The following is a 13,965-nucleotide window of genomic DNA, read 5'->3' as shown; positions in this document are numbered from 1 at the left end:
AGCCGGCTAGCCGCTAGCGGCGCATCCCACCTCCGCCGCCCCAACCGCCATGCATGCTGCCCGTGCTTTGCCAGGTGCCTGAGCCGTGCCAGCCTCCCGAGCGGGTTCCAAAGCCGTATGCTGCACGGCTGAAATGAACCTGGCCGAGGGGATGACGATGATGAAACCGGTCGACGAAGATAAACGGTCCACCGAATCCGACCGCCACCACTCCGCCCCAATACCATGGATCGTAGTACGGATAGAGAGGCGCCGGATACAGCGCCACTGCCGTATCGCCGCCATCCACAACCTGCCAGCTACCGTCCGGCTGCTGACACGCGAGCCCGGTGATCTGTTGCAACGTGCCGTCGATCTCGGCCTGCCCCACAACCGTGCGGCACGGCGGTGCCGCATACGGTGCGCCATCCATAGTGGACTGCGCCGCCACCGGCGCCGTGCACGCCAGACACAAACATAGCACCGCACAACGTGCTTCGATATTACGCATGATTCTGCCCTGCCCCGACGCCCCGGCGTAGCAGCCGCACCCGCGGCCGGCACCGTGAAGACCTCGTCGCTTTGCCTCGCATCCGTCCACGTGGCCGCCTTCTCAAAGCCGCAAAAGCGTGGACCTGCAGTGAGTAAACGAAGCGCGGCGTGGTGCTATTCCGGGAGCGGGGAACAAGCGCGGCGCCTGTGCGTTACATCATGTTTCAGCGCGTGCCCGCACGCCCCCTATTCCCACGACTGCGGCTTGCCGCCCAGGGCGCTGCAGACGTCGATCGCAATCGCGCGCAGCTTGCTCTCCGAAATCGGCCCGGATAGCGCGTACCCCATGTGATCGTTGACCCAGTAGAAGGTGCGCCGGTTGCCGTCGCGAAACAGGCGAAACGCGGTCTCGTCGCGCGGAATCCCCGTCACATACAGCGTGAGGCGCGCGCCGGCCGGGTTCTCGTACATGAACTGCGCCGCCGGTCCCGCTTCGCCTGGCAGCAGGCGCCCGCCCACCAGCGAATAACCGTACTCCTGCAGAGACGGCACGGACAGCGGCCGGTTCAGGCGTTTCGAGAGCCAATTGATCAGATGCTCTTCCTGGTTCGCCGCCACTTCGACCGGATGGCGCTGCTCGGGCGTATAGACGGCATAGGCGACGTCGGCGCGTTTGGCGAAGCTCATCGGGTCGTTGCCGTTGGCGGCGCCGGACAGCCGCGACGCGAGCGGCCCGAGCGCAAGCGCAAGGCCGGCACCGGCGGCCAGCCAGCATGCGGCGAGACCCGCACGACGCCACCAGGGCGGCGCCGTGCGCAGCACAATGAAGGATGGCTCGCTGCGAAGAGGCGCGCCGCACAACGCCCGCAAGGCCGCTTTCTGCGAGCGCCAGGCCGCGACCTGGGCGGCCGCCTCCTGATCGCGCTCGAGATGTTCGAGCACGGCGGCGCGCGTCCCATCCGGCAACTCGTCGTCGATGAACGCCGACAACGTGCGCAAGTCGGACGGATTGAGCGAGTCAGGCATCACGGGATCGTGGTCGTCGTAGCTCATCACGGATTTCTCACTACTTTCAGCGGCACGCTCTGGCGCGTCGGGCCTTCGGTGAGCAGTACACGCAGATGCTCGCGGGCACGCGACAGACGCGACATGACCGTGCCGAGCGGCACGCCGAGCGCGATCGACGCCTCCTGATACGTCAGTTCCTCGACGCACACGAGCAACAGCACCTCGCGCTGTTCGAGCGGCAAGCAGTAGAGCGCGCGCTGCAAGTCGCGCAGCACCAGTCCGTCGACTTCGCCGTGCGGCGCCTCGAGGGTATGCCAGGGTGCGCTTTCGTCATCGACGGCGATTTCGCGCCGCACGCGCAACTGATCGATGTAGAGATGACGCAGGATCGTCAGCAGCCACGCACGCAGATTGCTGTTCGGGCGGAATGCGGCCCAGCGCGCCAGCGCGCGCTCCGCCGTGTCCTGCACCAGATCGTCGGCCCACGCGGGATCGCCCGTCAGCGCGCGCGCATAGCGGCGCAACTGCGGGAGCCACGAGATCACTTCCGCTTCGAAATTCACGCGGCGACCGGCGCGCGCGGGCGATCAATAACCGCCGGCTGTGCCGTTCGTACTGGTGCCGCTGCTACTGCTGCTACCGGACGAGCCCTGGTTGCCGGGCGAGCTGCAGCCGGTCGCGCCGAGCGAGGCCAGCGCGAGCGCCATCAGCACGCACACGGTCGAAAGCAGGTGGGAGGATTTCATATGCGGTCTCCTGTCGGCCTGACGTGGAGCGCCCGGGGGCGGCCGAAGCCAGATCGAGGCGCCGTGAGATACGCCGCCATGCAAGGTAAACGACCCGGCCAGCATTTTTATTCCGTCCGCTTACAGATATCCACCCGCGGCTTGCCCCCCGCTTGCCCCCTTCCCCCGCCCACCGTCCCGGGAGACCGGCCAGCGTTCTTCCGCCAGACTTGCGCCAGATTCGTAACGCAACGTTACGAGGGCCAGTTATCAGATGCTTCTCTACGCGCAAGCCGTTATAGTGGACGCAGATCGCTCACGCCGCGCGCTTTTCCCTGAAAAGGGTAGAATCGCGGCGAGCAACTGTCCTTCTTACCTGACTTGTCCATGGCATCCGCAGAATCGCATCCGCAAAACGACTTCATGAACGCAGCGCGCAAAGAACGAAAGCGCGTCGAAATCTATCTTGTCAACGGCATTCGCCTGACAGGGTGCATTGAGTCGTTCGACCAGTACCTGGTGATGCTGCGCACGCCAGTCGGCTTGCAAGGCATCTACAAGCGCGCCATCTCGACCATCCAGCTCGATACCGGCACGCGCCCTGCGCCACGCGCCGGCCGGCCGTCGCACGGCGAACACACGACGCGTGGGCCGCATGGCTCGCGCGAACCGCGTGAGCACCGCGAGCCGCGTGAACCGCGCGAATCGTATGGCGCCCCGCCGTCAGGCGAACGCCCCGCCTCGTCCGAGCGTGCACCGTCGGACGGTCCGGTAGTCGTCACGCGGCGCCGCCGCCTGTTCGGTACCGGCAGCGGCAATGGCGACGGTAACGGCAGCAGCGGTACCGAGTAAGACACGCGCGTAAAACAAGCGAGTAAGACAAGCGGCGGGCTAATCCACCGGATCGCCCAGCCGCTGCAAGATCTGCTCGATGCGCACCCCCTGCTGGTGCGTCAGTTCATACCCACATTTGATCGCCAGCACGCGGCGGCGCCAGTAGCCGGTGTTCAGCATGCGCACCGTCGGTTGGCGCGTCGCCCAGTCGAGATGTTCCAGTTCCGCTTCCACGACGTGTAACGCATTGAAGCGCTGCGCCTGCCGCGACCCTTTCGATTCCATAGCTGCGCCACCTCGTCTGTGCGCCGCCCGGATCCGACCGGTGCCGGCCATCTCCTGCGACACACCCAAGACGAGTCACGACCCGCCAATTTCAAGGATTTTTGTGGCGTCGTGTGGCTTCGCGCGGCGTGAACACAGGCACCGGCAGGCATAAACAGGTATTGAACAGGCACAAGCGCGGCGGCTTGCGCCCTGCGCGTTTCAGGCCCCCGGCCGAACGGCCAGGTGGCCCGTGGCCACAGGATTGCGCTATCCTGACTGCTCGTTACCCCATGTGGAGCCACACCATGTCCAAGCCGAAGCACAACGCGCCGTCGCCCGGTGAAACGGCCGAAGACCGGCTCGACGAGGCCCTCGACGAAACCTTCCCCGCCAGTGACCCGATCGCTGTCGACCCGACCGAGCGGCCGCATCATCAGCCGAAACCGCACGCACCCGCCAAAGAAAAGAAGCACGAGTAGCCGCACCGCCTGGGCGGCACGCCGGGCGCTAGCGCCGCACAGCGCGGCGCAAGTGCGCCCACTCGCCCGGCGTGCGCCTCAGCGAACCTGTACCGCGTCGCGCGCCGTACCCTCTGCCCGCTCCCGCCAGGAAGGAACGACAGCATGCCCAGCGACAACGCTACCCCCGCGCGTTTCCTGCGCGAACGCGACGGACGCGAAGCCCGCGTCACCAACGTCGAGCTGTTCTTCGACCTGATCTACGCATTCGCCGTCACCCAGCTTTCGCACCGCCTGTTCCACAACCTGAGCGCCTACGGCGCGTTAGAAACGCTGGTGCTGTGGTTTGCGGTGTGGCTCGGCTGGCAGTACACCTGCTGGGTGACCAACTGGTTCGATCCGGACAGGATCCAGGTTCGTCTGTTGCTGTTCGCGGTGATGGTGACCGGCATGGTGATGGCCGCTAGCCTGCCGCTTGCGTACGGCGAGCGCGGCCTCGTATTTGCGATCAGTTACGTGACGATCCAGGTGGGCCGCAGTCTTGTCGTGCTGGCTTTTCTGGGCCGCCACCATCAGCTCACCCCAAACTTCCAGCGCATCTGTGGATGGCTGACGATCTCGGGCGTGTTGTGGATCGCGGGCGGCCTGCTGGACGGCCTGCCGCGCCTCGCGTGCTGGAGCGCGGCGGTGCTGTGCGAGTACATTTCGCCGATGTTCGGCTTTCCCTTGCCGCTGCTCGGCCGCTCGAGCGGCGCCGACTGGCGCACCACCGAGGGCGGTCATATTGCCGAACGCTGTCAGGCGTTTGTGATTCTGGCGCTCGGCGAATCGGTGGTGGTCACCGGTAGCACGCTGTCCGATCTGGGCGTGTGGAGCGCGCCGTACATCATCGCCTTCCTGGTGTGTTTCGCCGGCAGCATCGCCATGTGGTGGGTCTATTTCGACACCAGCAGCAGCGCCGGCAGCCGCGCCATCTCACGCTCCTCCGAGCCGGGGCTGATGGCGGCGTACTTCCACTATGTGCATGTCATCCTGGTGGCCGGCGTGATCGTCTCGGCCGCCGCCGACGACTACGTGATCCTGCATCCGCCGCAACGCATCGACTGGCCAACGGCATGGCTGCTGCTCGGCGGACCGGCCATCTACATCGCGGGTAACGGCTTGTACAAGCGGGTCGTGTATGGCTGGTTCCCGCTGTCGCACTGGGTCGGGCTGGCGCTGCTCGCGCTGATTGCGCCGTTCGCGTTTCATACCGATCTGCTGATGACGGGTGGCCTCACCACCCTTGTGATGATCGTGGTGGCCACCTGGGAGAGCGTCTCGCGCCGCCGCTCGCCGCAGACCGGACAGATGGAAGAAGAACCCCTCGGCGCAGAATAACCGCGAGCGCCGCTGAGAACGCCACCGCCCACTCAGGCGGGCTAACGCGCAGACAAGCGGGCGCCATAAGCGCCCCCCGGAAAGCAACAAAACCCCGCGCGGCGAACCGGGCGAGGTCGTGTTGTGTGCTGCCGTGCTGCCAGGCGGACGCCAGTCCTGCGCGCCGCCGGCGCTTAGTGCGCGTTCATCGGCAGGCCGCTATCCAGCTGGCGCTGCAGTTCCTGCACCTGACGCTGCGCATCGCGCAACTGGGCCTGGGCGGCAGTCTTCTGCTGCGCAAGCGCCGTGGCTTCCGCGCGCGTCTGCTGCTGCTGGCTGTTGACGATGCTCTGTTGCTGATGCGCAACATCGAGGTCGGCCTGCAGGCGGTTGGCGCGGTCTTGCGATAAGGCGATCATCCGTTCCGTGAAAGCCTTTTGTGCCTCGAGCCGGGTGCGGCGGATCTCAATGTCCGACAACTGCAGCGTCTGTCGGACAAAATCCTTGTAGATCATCTCGGCGCGGGTTTCGTCCTCGGTCTTGATGACCCGCCAGAACGTCTTCTGCTGGAAGAGCGCGACGTAATACGTCATCTCCTTGCCGTAGAACAGCATGCTCGCACCGTAGCTGCCGTTGTACGTGGTACGCAGTTCCGTCAGATCCGACCCTCGGATCATCTGTTGCAGTTCCGCGACGTTCCCGGCCGCGGATTGCTTCGCCTCGTCGGGCGTCAGCGCCGTAGCCTGCCCCGGCTGGCTCTGCGTCGTCGAAGGTAAGGCGGTCGTCGTAGCCGGTTGGGAAACGACGGCGGCGCTTGCCCCGCTATCCGCCAGAGCCTGCGCATAAACGCCCTGCACGGTCCCGAGCGCCAAGATAGCGCCTAAGGCAATCTGTCGAAGTTTCGACTTGTGGTCCATGTAAATCCTGCTTGAACAGTATTTGTTTTAGTACATCTGTCTCATTATTACTCACTTTCGCGGGTTTCGGGTTCCTCGTCGAAAATTTGGTACTTGCGCATTTTCTCCCATAACACCTTGCGGCTGATGCCCAATGTACCCGCTGTATCCTGGCGGCGCCAACCGTTTGCGTCGAGAGCGGCGAGCACCCGGCTGCGCTCCGCCATGTCCCATTTGCTGCGGTCGACCAGTACTTCCGCGGCGCTCTCGGCGGGCACCGGCTGGTTGCTGCGCGCGAGCGCCAGTAGACGATGCAGACGAGCCGCATCCCAGGCGCCGATCTGGCGCACGGTCACGCCGATCCGCTCGGCGAGGTTGCGCAGTTCGCGCACGTTGCCGGGGAAATAGGTGTCGGCCACGGCGTCGGCGAGCCAGTATGGGATGTCAGGCAAGGTGACAAGACGTTCCGGGCCGACCACCGAGGCGATGAAGGACTTGAAGATGGCGATCTTGTCGACCGCGCCACGCTCTTCGAGCGAGGGAATTTTCAATTCGATGACTGCAAGCCGGTAGTAAAGATCGGCGCGGAAGGCGCCGTCCTTGACGAGCTGCGGCAGGTGCTTGTTGGTTGCGGCGACCAGCCGGAAATCGAGCTTGACGGGAGCGGCCGAGCCGATCCGCGTGACCGCGCTGTCCTCCAGCACGCGCAGCAGTTTCACCTGCTGGTAGAGCGGCAGGTCGCCGATTTCGTCGAGGAACAGCGTGCCGCCGTCAGCCTGCTCGAAGTAGCCCTTGTGGGCCACCACCGCGCCCGTAAACGAGCCCTTCGAGTGTCCGAAGAAGAGCGACTCGAACAGGCCATCGGGAATCGCCCCGCAGTTCACCGGCACGAACGGCCCCTGGCCGTAGCGGCGGTGCTTCTCGTGCAGCAGTTGGGCGATGCGCTCCTTGCCGACGCCGGTCTCGCCATGCACCAGCACGCTGGTGTCGCAGTCGGCGAAGGTGTCGACTTCGTGCAGGAGCGCCTGCATGCACTCCGAGTTGGCGACCAGCGCGCTCGATTCGAGCGTCTGCGCCGTGTGGGCGCGCAATTGCAGGACCAGCTTGGTGACCATGCCGCGTAGTTCGGCGCAGGTGAAGTCGAGCGGCAGAATGTGCGAATACTCGGACGGGTACATGGCCGGATCGTGGTCGCGCGGCGCCGCGCCGACCCACACGACCGGCATGCCGTGAGCGGCTTGCCAGTCGCGCAGGATCAGCGCGCCGCTGTCGATCACCGAGACGCTGATGATGGCGAGCGACGGGCGCAGCGCGGTGCGCTCGGGGGAAATGGCGATGTCGTCGGCGCGGATCACCTCGACGTCGAAGCTCGCCATGCAGCGTGCGACGCGGTCGACGATGTCGGCCTTGCCTTCCCAAACGTAGATATCGAGTTCGTCGATTTTGGCGGTGGTTCTCATTGGCGAAGAATCAGTAAACCAGTTGGGCCTGACCGCAGGCGAGTCCGAGGTCGTGGACCGTGCTCACGCCGATCTGGACACCCAGCAGTTGCAATAAGGGCACGAGGAGCGCGTCGAGGGAATCGAGGATGGGGCTTAACAGGCTCACCAGCGCGCTCAACAAGGGAGCCACGATGAGTCCGACGGCGCCATTGCTGGCTATCGGGATCCCCGCGATCGACGCATAGACCGAGGTGGAAAGCTGGCTCACGACCTGGGTCAGCAAGCCGCTGGTCGCCGCGCCCACTCCGTTCGTGTTGGTCGACTGGTAGGCGTCACTGTCGTTCGGCACGCCATTGAAGGTCATCGACGTGGCCGATGCGGCCTGCAGGTCCACTCTCAAGCCTTGCGGCGGACTGACAGCCGGGTTGCCAACCGACACGTCGACCAGATTGACCCCGAGGACGCTCAGACTCGTCACCGGCACCGGCTGCAAGCAGGTGCCCGCTGTCGTGGTATTGGCGAAATTGCTGGAGGCGTCCATGCCGACGCACGCCGAGGCAACCCCCGCTTGCGCCACAATCACACTCTGACTGGTGGGTTGCGTCGTCGTGCACTGGGTGCTCTGCAGGTACGCGGTGCCTGGACCCGCTTCCACATAAATGGGCAGATTCAGCGCGCTGAGGTTAAGCAGCACAAGGTTCAGGTTGAGCAGGCTGAGGTTCAGATAGAGCCGTACATCCGCCGAATGCGCGCTGGTGCGCCACGTGCCGTCCGCGTTCTGCCCTGCTTCGCCGACCGCAATGACTGGCGGCTCGATAATCTTCGCCTGTGCCGTCACGCTCGCCAGCGGGCTCAGATTGAGCGCCGCGCCGAGGTTGACGGCAGTCTGCCCCTGGGCAATCTCGGCGGCCACCAGCAGTGCATCGAGCACGCTAACGGTGGCATTGACCGCGGCTTGCGGATCGTCAAGCGCCACCGCCAGCAAACCGTTGGTGGTCGCGCTATTGCCGAGCGCGACATTAAGGCCGCCCGGGATCGCCGCTTCAATCGTGCCCAGATCGGTAATGGCGGTGGCGCCCAGCGTCGTGCTCTGACCCGCGGCGGTGATCATGGCGGCGACGAGGTTCTTCACCGAGACATTCGTCGCCAGCAACTGGCTCATCGAACCGGCGCCGAGCGCCACAGCCAGATCGCCCAGCTTGATCTGGGTGGTCGCCAGCCCCTGATACGACGCCACGCTCAGATTCAGGCTGCTGCCGAACAAGCCGTTCAACAGGCCGTTCACCAGTCCTCCCGAGAGCGTCGCCACCGACGTAGTCAACGAGAACGAACGAATGTTGGTGGCTTGCGCGGTACCCACCGCCTGAACCACGCGCGCCGGGCCTACAAAGAAGTAAGGCACCGTCTCGCTGACCGTCACCTGCACTGCGTTCAACGGCGCCCCGCTCGTCGAGAAATAGGATTGGCCGGCGTTGGCCGACGGATCCCAGCGCCCGCACACCACCGTCACCGTGCCGCTATTCGGCAGTCCGTTGGCGCTCAGCGCATTGTACTGCGCCGAGGTGGTCGCCGACGCACATCCACCGCCGTTGCTGATGGTCTGCGCCCCAGCCGACGCCGCCAGATCGGCGGTACGCTGCATTTCCCGGCGGGCGAAATAGAGGTTGCCGATATCGATCGCCCCCAGCGCCACCACGGCCAGCCCGAGGCAGAGCGCCGCCAGTATCACGGTCACGCCGCGCTGCCGGCGCAACGGCACGCAGCCCGCGCGGCTCGAGCCGCTCGAGCGACGCTGGCGCCGCGCAAGGCGCCGGAGCGCAGAGGAAGATGATTCGGAGACCGACATATCAGTTCTGTGGCGCAAGGCCGCCCTGCGAACTGCCGCCGCTCGCCTGGCCAATCGACGAGCCGTAGAAATCGGGGATCTTCGAGTTGAACGACTCCAGATAGCGCTTGTATGCGAGGTTCGCTTCTGCGCCAAGCATCGGCCGCGCGGGCGCGGCGGCCGTATTGCTGCGCTGAAGCGCGAGCCACTGGTTTGTCGCGTGGTCGATTTCGCTGTTCCGCACCGGCGGCTGCGCGGCTTGGGTCTGCGCGCGAGCGGCATTCATGCCGCCGGCCGCCACCGCCGCGAGCGCCATCAGCGCCGCCACGACTGCGCGGCTTGCGAAGCGCCGCTTGCCTCGATTGGTTTGCTGGTTCGTCATGTTCGCCCCCTTCTGCCCCTTCTACCGCCTGTTATTGTGAAAATCGCTGCAGCATTCGCGGCACCGGTTCGACATCCTGCGCGCTTGCGACCGGCGCGGCACGCGCGTCCTGTTGCGGCTGCGCCGCGCGTTGCTGCGCCCGCCCGGCCGCGGCCACCTTTGCCGCGTCGCGACGGATCGCCGCGCGCACCTCCGGGCTGAACTTCTGCTGATCCATCAGTACCGCTGCGTGCATCTCATCGCCATTGGCCAACAGATACAACGCGACGTTGCTGACGATCTTCTGATTGCTCTGATCGAGTTGTGCGGCTTTCATGAGCGGCACCCGCGCGCCGTTGACGTCACCGGCGCGCAGGCTCGCATAGCCCAGATCGGACAGGGTCAGCGCATCGGTCGGCGCGAGCCGCACCGCTTCCTGCAATTGCTGGGCGGCACGGTTAAAGTCGCCCGCCGCGCCGGCAAGCAAGCCGAGCCCGCGGTAACCGCGCGCCGCAAGCGGTGTCTGCAGCAATTTCGTGTAAGCGTCCGCTGCCGCCGCCGGCTGATCGGTCATGCGTAGTGCGTCTGCACGCATCAGGATCGTGTCGGGCTGCACGCCGTATTGCTTTTCGAACGCGTCGATGTGGGCGAGCGATGCGTAGTACAAGCCCTGCGCCTGCATCCGCCCGATCAGGTCGAGATACATGCTGGGCGTATCCGGCGCGGGGTCGCGCGTCGCCTGCTGGATCTCGGCCTCACGTTCGACCTGTGGCCCGACTCCGTAGCCCGACAGCTTCGATGCGCAGGCGGTGAGCAGCGCGAGTGCCAGGACCGCAGCCGTGCGCTGGCCGAGGCGCATGAAGCGCCCCCGCCGCAAGGCCGGCGCCATTTGCCCAGCAGCGGGTACGCGCTGGGCAAGGAGATTTGAGGTCGCGTCGTCAGTCATTGCTATTGCCTATCGTTTGGCTGCGCCGAGCGAATGCGTGATGGACAGCACGCCCGGCCCAGCGGTCACAATCAGGAGCGCCGGCAGTAGCGTCATGATCATCACGCCTGTCATCTTTACCGCGAGACGTCCGATCCGCTCGCGCAGCATGGCGCGGCGCGTTTCACGCAGGCGCTCGCCGAACTGCTTCAACGGTTCCTGCACGGCGCCGCCGTGGCGATCCACCTGCACCAACAGGCGCACGATCGCGCGCAAGTCTTCGTTGCCGTAGCTGGTGGCGAGGCGCTGCAGCGACTGTTCACGGGTGCGGCCGGTCGCGAACTGGCGCTGGGCGATTTCCAGTTCGCTCGACAGCACCGGCAGCACGCCACGGAAATCGCCCACCATCACCTGCAGACTCTGATCGATCGACAAGCCCACGCCTTGCAGCAGGCGCAGCAGGTCGACCAGCATCGGCAGTTCGTCGACCACGCCGCGCCGGCGCGTGGCAGCGCGGCGTTGAATAAAGAATTTCGGCAGCATGAAGCCGATGATCAACGCGCAGATCACCACCGCGAAATACTGCCGGCCGTCCACTTGACCTCGAGCGAGCATGCCGGCGAGCAGCGGCAAACAGGCTGCACAACCCATTCGCGCAATCAGGAACAGCCCACGCGCCCGCGTGTCGACGAAGCCACATTGCTCGAGCATGCGCCGGTCTTCAAGCGCGACCAGTTGCCGGCCAAACGGCGTATCGAGCCAGCGAATGCCGGTGTGGGCGAAGCGTTCCACCAGCGCTTTCAGTCCGCTCGCGCGGGCCAGTTTCGGGGCTTTCTCTGCCGCATTCGCCACGGCATCGCTACGCCGCGCCGCAGCAGTGGCGGCAGCAAGCGCCGCGCTCCGTTGCGCGCGTTCATCGAGCGCATGCGCCAGCGTCCGTTCGCTGCGCCGCGCAGCCGCGAGTTTCGCGAGCACCAGTGCTGCGAGCAATAGCAACGCCAGGGCGGCAAGCGCCAACGCCAGGGCGGCAACGAGGTCGGCGCGCATCAGCCCCCCCTCAACCGCGTCAAGCGGTAGAGCAAAAAGGCGCCGCCAATCTGCAGCCCAAAGGCGAGATAGACCAGTTCGCGCCCGCTCGGGTCAAACCACATCGCGCCGAAATAACGTGGATTGGTCAACATCAGAAAACCGCCGATCCCGACCGGCATCAAGGCGAGAATCCAGGCCGACAGACGGGTCTCTGCAGACATCGCCGATAGCTCGCGCTCGGCCTGTTCGAGATCGCGCATGAACGAGGACATGCGATCGAGCATCACATCGGCGCGGCCGCCGTACTTCACCGAGAGGCGCAATACGGCGCCGACCAGTTCGAGTTCGCGCGCGCCGTACAGCACCGCCGCCTGCGAGAGCGCGCGGTCGATCTCGACGCCCGTGCGCAGCATTCGCGAGACGTAATCGAGGCACTCGCGCAACGGTCCTTCGGTGATCTGCATCGCGCCCTGGAAAGCCGCCGGCACGCTGTTGCCCAAGGTAATGAGACGCACGATGCCGTCCAGAAACGAGGGCAAATGCCGCACGATCTCGAGGCGGCGCTTCTGGGTTCGCACCGAGACGATGAACGCGACGAAACACAGGCAAGCCAGCAGCGTGACCGCTGCGGCCAGCCAACCGCCCTCGCGGGCCGCCCAGAGGCACAACCAGAGCGACACCACGGCAACGGCGATCATCGGCACACGCGCATGCGAAATGCCGGCGCGGCTCATCGTGTTGTCGATCAGGAAGCCCACCTGCGCCTTCAGGTAAGCCCATTGCACGCGCCCATCGGCACCCGCTGCGGGCGCGTGCGGCGCCACGCCACCATGCGCGGGTGCCTGCGGCCGCAGCGGCACGCCACGCGCGCCGCCGGCCGCGCTTGGGACGGCCGGCGCCATCCGGCTGTCGATAAAGCGCTCCGTGCTCGCCCGCTCGTCGCGTCGCGCCCCGCGCTGCCATAACAGCAGCGCGCCGGCTGTGCATAAAAGCGCCAGCGCCGCGATGAGCAGGGTGCCGCTAGACATTGAAGCCCCCGCCAAAACCGCTGAAGCGCCCGTGTTGCTCCGGCGCGCCGCCGAGCGCCTGCCTGAAGCGTGCGAGCTTCGGCGAATGCGGATGGATGCCGAGCGAGACCCACTGGTCGAGCTCTTCGCCGTCCTGCGCCGTTAGAGGCTCATAGCGATACAGCTCCTGGGTCGCAATGATGTTGTCGGACAGGCCCGTGACTTCGGTGACCGACAGAATCCTGCGGCGCCCGTTCGAGAGCCGGCCGATCTGCACGATGAAGTCGATCGCGTTGGCGATCTGCCGCCGCAGGCTCGACTCGGTGCCCTGAAAACCCGCGAAACCCGCCAGCATTTCCAGCCGGTACAGACACTCGCGCGGCGAGCTGGCGTGCACCGTGCCCATCGAACCGTCGTGGCCGGTGTTCATCGCCTGCAGCATTTCGAGCACCTCGCCGCCGCGCACTTCGCCGACGATGATGCGGTCCGGGCGCATCCGCAAGGTATTGCGCAGCAGGTCGCGAATCGTCACCACGCCGGCGCCGTCGAAACCACCCGGGCGGCTTTCGAGCCGCACCACATGCGGATGGTTCAACGACAGTTCGGCCGTGTCTTCGATCGTCACCACCCGCTCGGGCTCGGGAATATGAAACGCCAGCGCGTTCAACAGCGAGGTCTTGCCCGAACTCGTGCCACCCGAGACCAGCACGTTGCAGCGCGCGGCCACCGCCGCTTCGAGCAGCGCACCGATTTCCGGACTGTACGTGCCGTTGCCGAGCAGGTCCTCGGGACGCAACGGGTCTTTGCGGAATTTACGGATCGAGACGATCGGCCCGTCGATCGAGAGCGGCTCGATCACCACGTTCACGCGCCCGCCGTTCGGCAGCCTCGCATCGACCATCGGATTCGATTCGTCCAGACGCCGGCCGATCGGCGCCAGGATCCGCCGCACGATGCGCAGCAGGTGCGCGTTGTCGGCAAAGCGCACGGGAATCTTCGTCAGGATGCCGTGGCGCGACACATAGACGTCGTTGTAGCCGTTGATCAGGATGTCTTCGACCGCCGCATCGTTGAGCAGGTCCTCGATCGGGCCGAAGCCCGCCAGTTCCTTGGTCAGCGCCTCGGCAATCAGGCGCACCTCGCTCTCGTTGATCGGAATCCGGCGCAGCCGCACGAAGCTGTCCATTTCCAGGTCGACGAACTGATTGATCGCGTTGCGCGACCAACGGCCGAACTCCGCGCCCAGTTCCTCGATGCGCGTGAGCAGATGTTCATGCGCCGCGTTCTTGATGTCCTGGAACTGCTGGCTATGCGCGAACGAAGGCGAATCGTCGGCAAATTCGATGTCTTTAGCCATC

General features: G+C 65.6%; 16 protein-coding genes. 3 read left to right on the top strand and 13 right to left on the bottom strand.

Translation table 11 applies throughout. The annotated features are described in order from the left end of the window. Nucleotides 1-13: 13 nt before the first annotated feature. From BLQ92_RS24750 to BLQ92_RS40140, 4 genes are all read right to left on the bottom strand, one after another. Entirely contained in the window at nucleotides 14-490 is a 477-nt protein-coding gene (locus tag BLQ92_RS24750) for a hypothetical protein (RefSeq protein WP_175772353.1), read from the bottom strand. 227 nt (nucleotides 491-717) lie between these two features. After that, the gene (locus BLQ92_RS24745; protein WP_090687556.1) at nucleotides 718-1,524 is read right to left on the bottom strand and encodes an anti-sigma factor family protein; all 807 of its coding nucleotides are present in this window, start codon (nucleotides 1,522-1,524) and stop codon (nucleotides 718-720) included. Beyond that, nucleotides 1,524-2,042, bottom strand: a complete 519-nt coding sequence (locus BLQ92_RS24740) for a sigma-70 family RNA polymerase sigma factor (protein WP_090687553.1) — start codon at nucleotides 2,040-2,042, stop codon at nucleotides 1,524-1,526. The genes BLQ92_RS24745 and BLQ92_RS24740 overlap by 1 nt, the downstream gene beginning before the upstream one ends. A gap of 24 nt (nucleotides 2,043-2,066) precedes the next feature. Next, entirely contained in the window at nucleotides 2,067-2,225 is a 159-nt protein-coding gene (locus tag BLQ92_RS40140; protein WP_175772354.1) for a hypothetical protein, read from the bottom strand. A 366-nt stretch (nucleotides 2,226-2,591) separates the two neighbouring features. Between BLQ92_RS40140 and hfq the strand changes: the two genes are divergently transcribed. After that, nucleotides 2,592-3,056: an RNA chaperone Hfq gene (gene hfq, locus BLQ92_RS24735; RefSeq protein ID WP_090687550.1), complete on the top strand. Its 465-nt coding sequence runs from the start codon at nucleotides 2,592-2,594 to the stop codon at nucleotides 3,054-3,056. A gap of 39 nt (nucleotides 3,057-3,095) precedes the next feature. Here hfq and BLQ92_RS24730 read toward each other — a convergent pair whose 3' ends face one another. After that, nucleotides 3,096-3,323: a hypothetical protein gene (locus tag BLQ92_RS24730; RefSeq protein WP_090687546.1), complete on the bottom strand. Its 228-nt coding sequence runs from the start codon at nucleotides 3,321-3,323 to the stop codon at nucleotides 3,096-3,098. Nucleotides 3,324-3,610: 287 nt separating this feature from the next. Between BLQ92_RS24730 and BLQ92_RS40135 the strand changes: the two genes are divergently transcribed. Together BLQ92_RS40135 and BLQ92_RS24725 are read left to right on the top strand one after the other, a co-directional pair. Then, nucleotides 3,611-3,784, top strand: coding sequence for a hypothetical protein (locus tag BLQ92_RS40135; RefSeq protein ID WP_175772355.1), 174 nt, complete (start codon nucleotides 3,611-3,613; stop codon nucleotides 3,782-3,784). 144 nt (nucleotides 3,785-3,928) lie between these two features. Then, nucleotides 3,929-5,143 (top strand): low temperature requirement protein A, encoded by a 1,215-nt coding sequence (locus tag BLQ92_RS24725; protein ID WP_090687542.1) that lies wholly within the window; start codon nucleotides 3,929-3,931, stop codon nucleotides 5,141-5,143. A gap of 173 nt (nucleotides 5,144-5,316) precedes the next feature. Here BLQ92_RS24725 and BLQ92_RS24720 read toward each other — a convergent pair whose 3' ends face one another. The 8 genes from BLQ92_RS24720 to BLQ92_RS24685 all read right to left on the bottom strand — a co-directional run bounded on the left by BLQ92_RS24720 (nucleotide 5,317) and on the right by BLQ92_RS24685 (nucleotide 13,964). Further along, entirely contained in the window at nucleotides 5,317-6,039 is a 723-nt protein-coding gene (locus BLQ92_RS24720) for a DUF2968 domain-containing protein (protein WP_090687539.1), read from the bottom strand. Between the two features lie 47 nt (nucleotides 6,040-6,086). Next, a complete protein-coding gene (locus tag BLQ92_RS24715) occupies nucleotides 6,087-7,478 on the bottom strand; it encodes a sigma 54-interacting transcriptional regulator (protein WP_090687535.1) in 1,392 nt (463 codons plus the stop codon). Nucleotides 7,479-7,488: 10 nt separating this feature from the next. Next, nucleotides 7,489-9,306 carry a TadG family pilus assembly protein gene (locus tag BLQ92_RS24710; protein WP_090687532.1) on the bottom strand — a complete coding sequence of 606 codons (1,818 nt, stop codon included), beginning with the start codon at nucleotides 9,304-9,306 and terminating at the stop codon, nucleotides 7,489-7,491. A gap of 1 nt (nucleotide 9,307) precedes the next feature. Next, nucleotides 9,308-9,667 (bottom strand): DUF3613 domain-containing protein, encoded by a 360-nt coding sequence (locus tag BLQ92_RS24705; protein ID WP_090687529.1) that lies wholly within the window; start codon nucleotides 9,665-9,667, stop codon nucleotides 9,308-9,310. Nucleotides 9,668-9,698: 31 nt separating this feature from the next. Beyond that, complete coding sequence (locus tag BLQ92_RS24700; RefSeq protein ID WP_090687526.1) at nucleotides 9,699-10,505, bottom strand: tetratricopeptide repeat protein; 807 nt, start codon at nucleotides 10,503-10,505, stop codon at nucleotides 9,699-9,701. A gap of 96 nt (nucleotides 10,506-10,601) precedes the next feature. After that, nucleotides 10,602-11,618: a type II secretion system F family protein gene (locus BLQ92_RS24695; protein ID WP_090687522.1), complete on the bottom strand. Its 1,017-nt coding sequence runs from the start codon at nucleotides 11,616-11,618 to the stop codon at nucleotides 10,602-10,604. Beyond that, nucleotides 11,618-12,628, bottom strand: a complete 1,011-nt coding sequence (locus BLQ92_RS24690; protein ID WP_090687518.1) for a type II secretion system F family protein — start codon at nucleotides 12,626-12,628, stop codon at nucleotides 11,618-11,620. Before BLQ92_RS24690 ends, BLQ92_RS24695 begins: the two co-directional genes overlap by 1 nt. Beyond that, nucleotides 12,621-13,964 (bottom strand): TadA family conjugal transfer-associated ATPase, encoded by a 1,344-nt coding sequence (locus BLQ92_RS24685; protein ID WP_090687515.1) that lies wholly within the window; start codon nucleotides 13,962-13,964, stop codon nucleotides 12,621-12,623. Before BLQ92_RS24685 ends, BLQ92_RS24690 begins: the two co-directional genes overlap by 8 nt. Between the last annotated feature and the right edge of the window lies 1 nt (nucleotide 13,965).

This window comes from Paraburkholderia phenazinium, from assembly GCF_900100735.1.
Taxonomy (GTDB): domain Bacteria; phylum Pseudomonadota; class Gammaproteobacteria; order Burkholderiales; family Burkholderiaceae; genus Paraburkholderia; species Paraburkholderia phenazinia.
Note: the sequence above shows the minus strand (reverse complement) of the source record. Positions and strands in the feature narration are given on the sequence as shown.

Excerpts from the sequence above, each read along its gene's own strand:
- BLQ92_RS24710 (WP_090687532.1), bottom strand. The coding sequence starts at position 9,306 with ATGTCGGTCTCCGAATCATCTTCCTCTGCGCTCCGGCGCCTTGCGCGG.
- BLQ92_RS24690 (WP_090687518.1), bottom strand. The coding sequence starts at position 12,628 with ATGTCTAGCGGCACCCTGCTCATCGCGGCGCTGGCGCTTTTATGCACA.
- BLQ92_RS24750 (WP_175772353.1), bottom strand. The coding sequence starts at position 490 with ATGCGTAATATCGAAGCACGTTGTGCGGTGCTATGTTTGTGTCTGGCG.
- BLQ92_RS24685 (WP_090687515.1), bottom strand. The coding sequence starts at position 13,964 with ATGGCTAAAGACATCGAATTTGCCGACGATTCGCCTTCGTTCGCGCAT.
- BLQ92_RS40140 (WP_175772354.1), bottom strand. The coding sequence starts at position 2,225 with ATGAAATCCTCCCACCTGCTTTCGACCGTGTGCGTGCTGATGGCGCTC.
- BLQ92_RS24745 (WP_090687556.1), bottom strand. The coding sequence starts at position 1,524 with ATGAGCTACGACGACCACGATCCCGTGATGCCTGACTCGCTCAATCCG.
- BLQ92_RS24705 (WP_090687529.1), bottom strand. The coding sequence starts at position 9,667 with ATGACGAACCAGCAAACCAATCGAGGCAAGCGGCGCTTCGCAAGCCGC.
- hfq (WP_090687550.1), top strand. The coding sequence starts at position 2,592 with ATGGCATCCGCAGAATCGCATCCGCAAAACGACTTCATGAACGCAGCG.
- BLQ92_RS40135 (WP_175772355.1), top strand. The coding sequence starts at position 3,611 with ATGTCCAAGCCGAAGCACAACGCGCCGTCGCCCGGTGAAACGGCCGAA.
- BLQ92_RS24700 (WP_090687526.1), bottom strand. The coding sequence starts at position 10,505 with ATGCGCCTCGGCCAGCGCACGGCTGCGGTCCTGGCACTCGCGCTGCTC.
- BLQ92_RS24720 (WP_090687539.1), bottom strand. The coding sequence starts at position 6,039 with ATGGACCACAAGTCGAAACTTCGACAGATTGCCTTAGGCGCTATCTTG.
- BLQ92_RS24725 (WP_090687542.1), top strand. The coding sequence starts at position 3,929 with ATGCCCAGCGACAACGCTACCCCCGCGCGTTTCCTGCGCGAACGCGAC.
- BLQ92_RS24695 (WP_090687522.1), bottom strand. The coding sequence starts at position 11,618 with ATGCGCGCCGACCTCGTTGCCGCCCTGGCGTTGGCGCTTGCCGCCCTG.
- BLQ92_RS24715 (WP_090687535.1), bottom strand. The coding sequence starts at position 7,478 with ATGAGAACCACCGCCAAAATCGACGAACTCGATATCTACGTTTGGGAA.
- BLQ92_RS24730 (WP_090687546.1), bottom strand. The coding sequence starts at position 3,323 with ATGGAATCGAAAGGGTCGCGGCAGGCGCAGCGCTTCAATGCGTTACAC.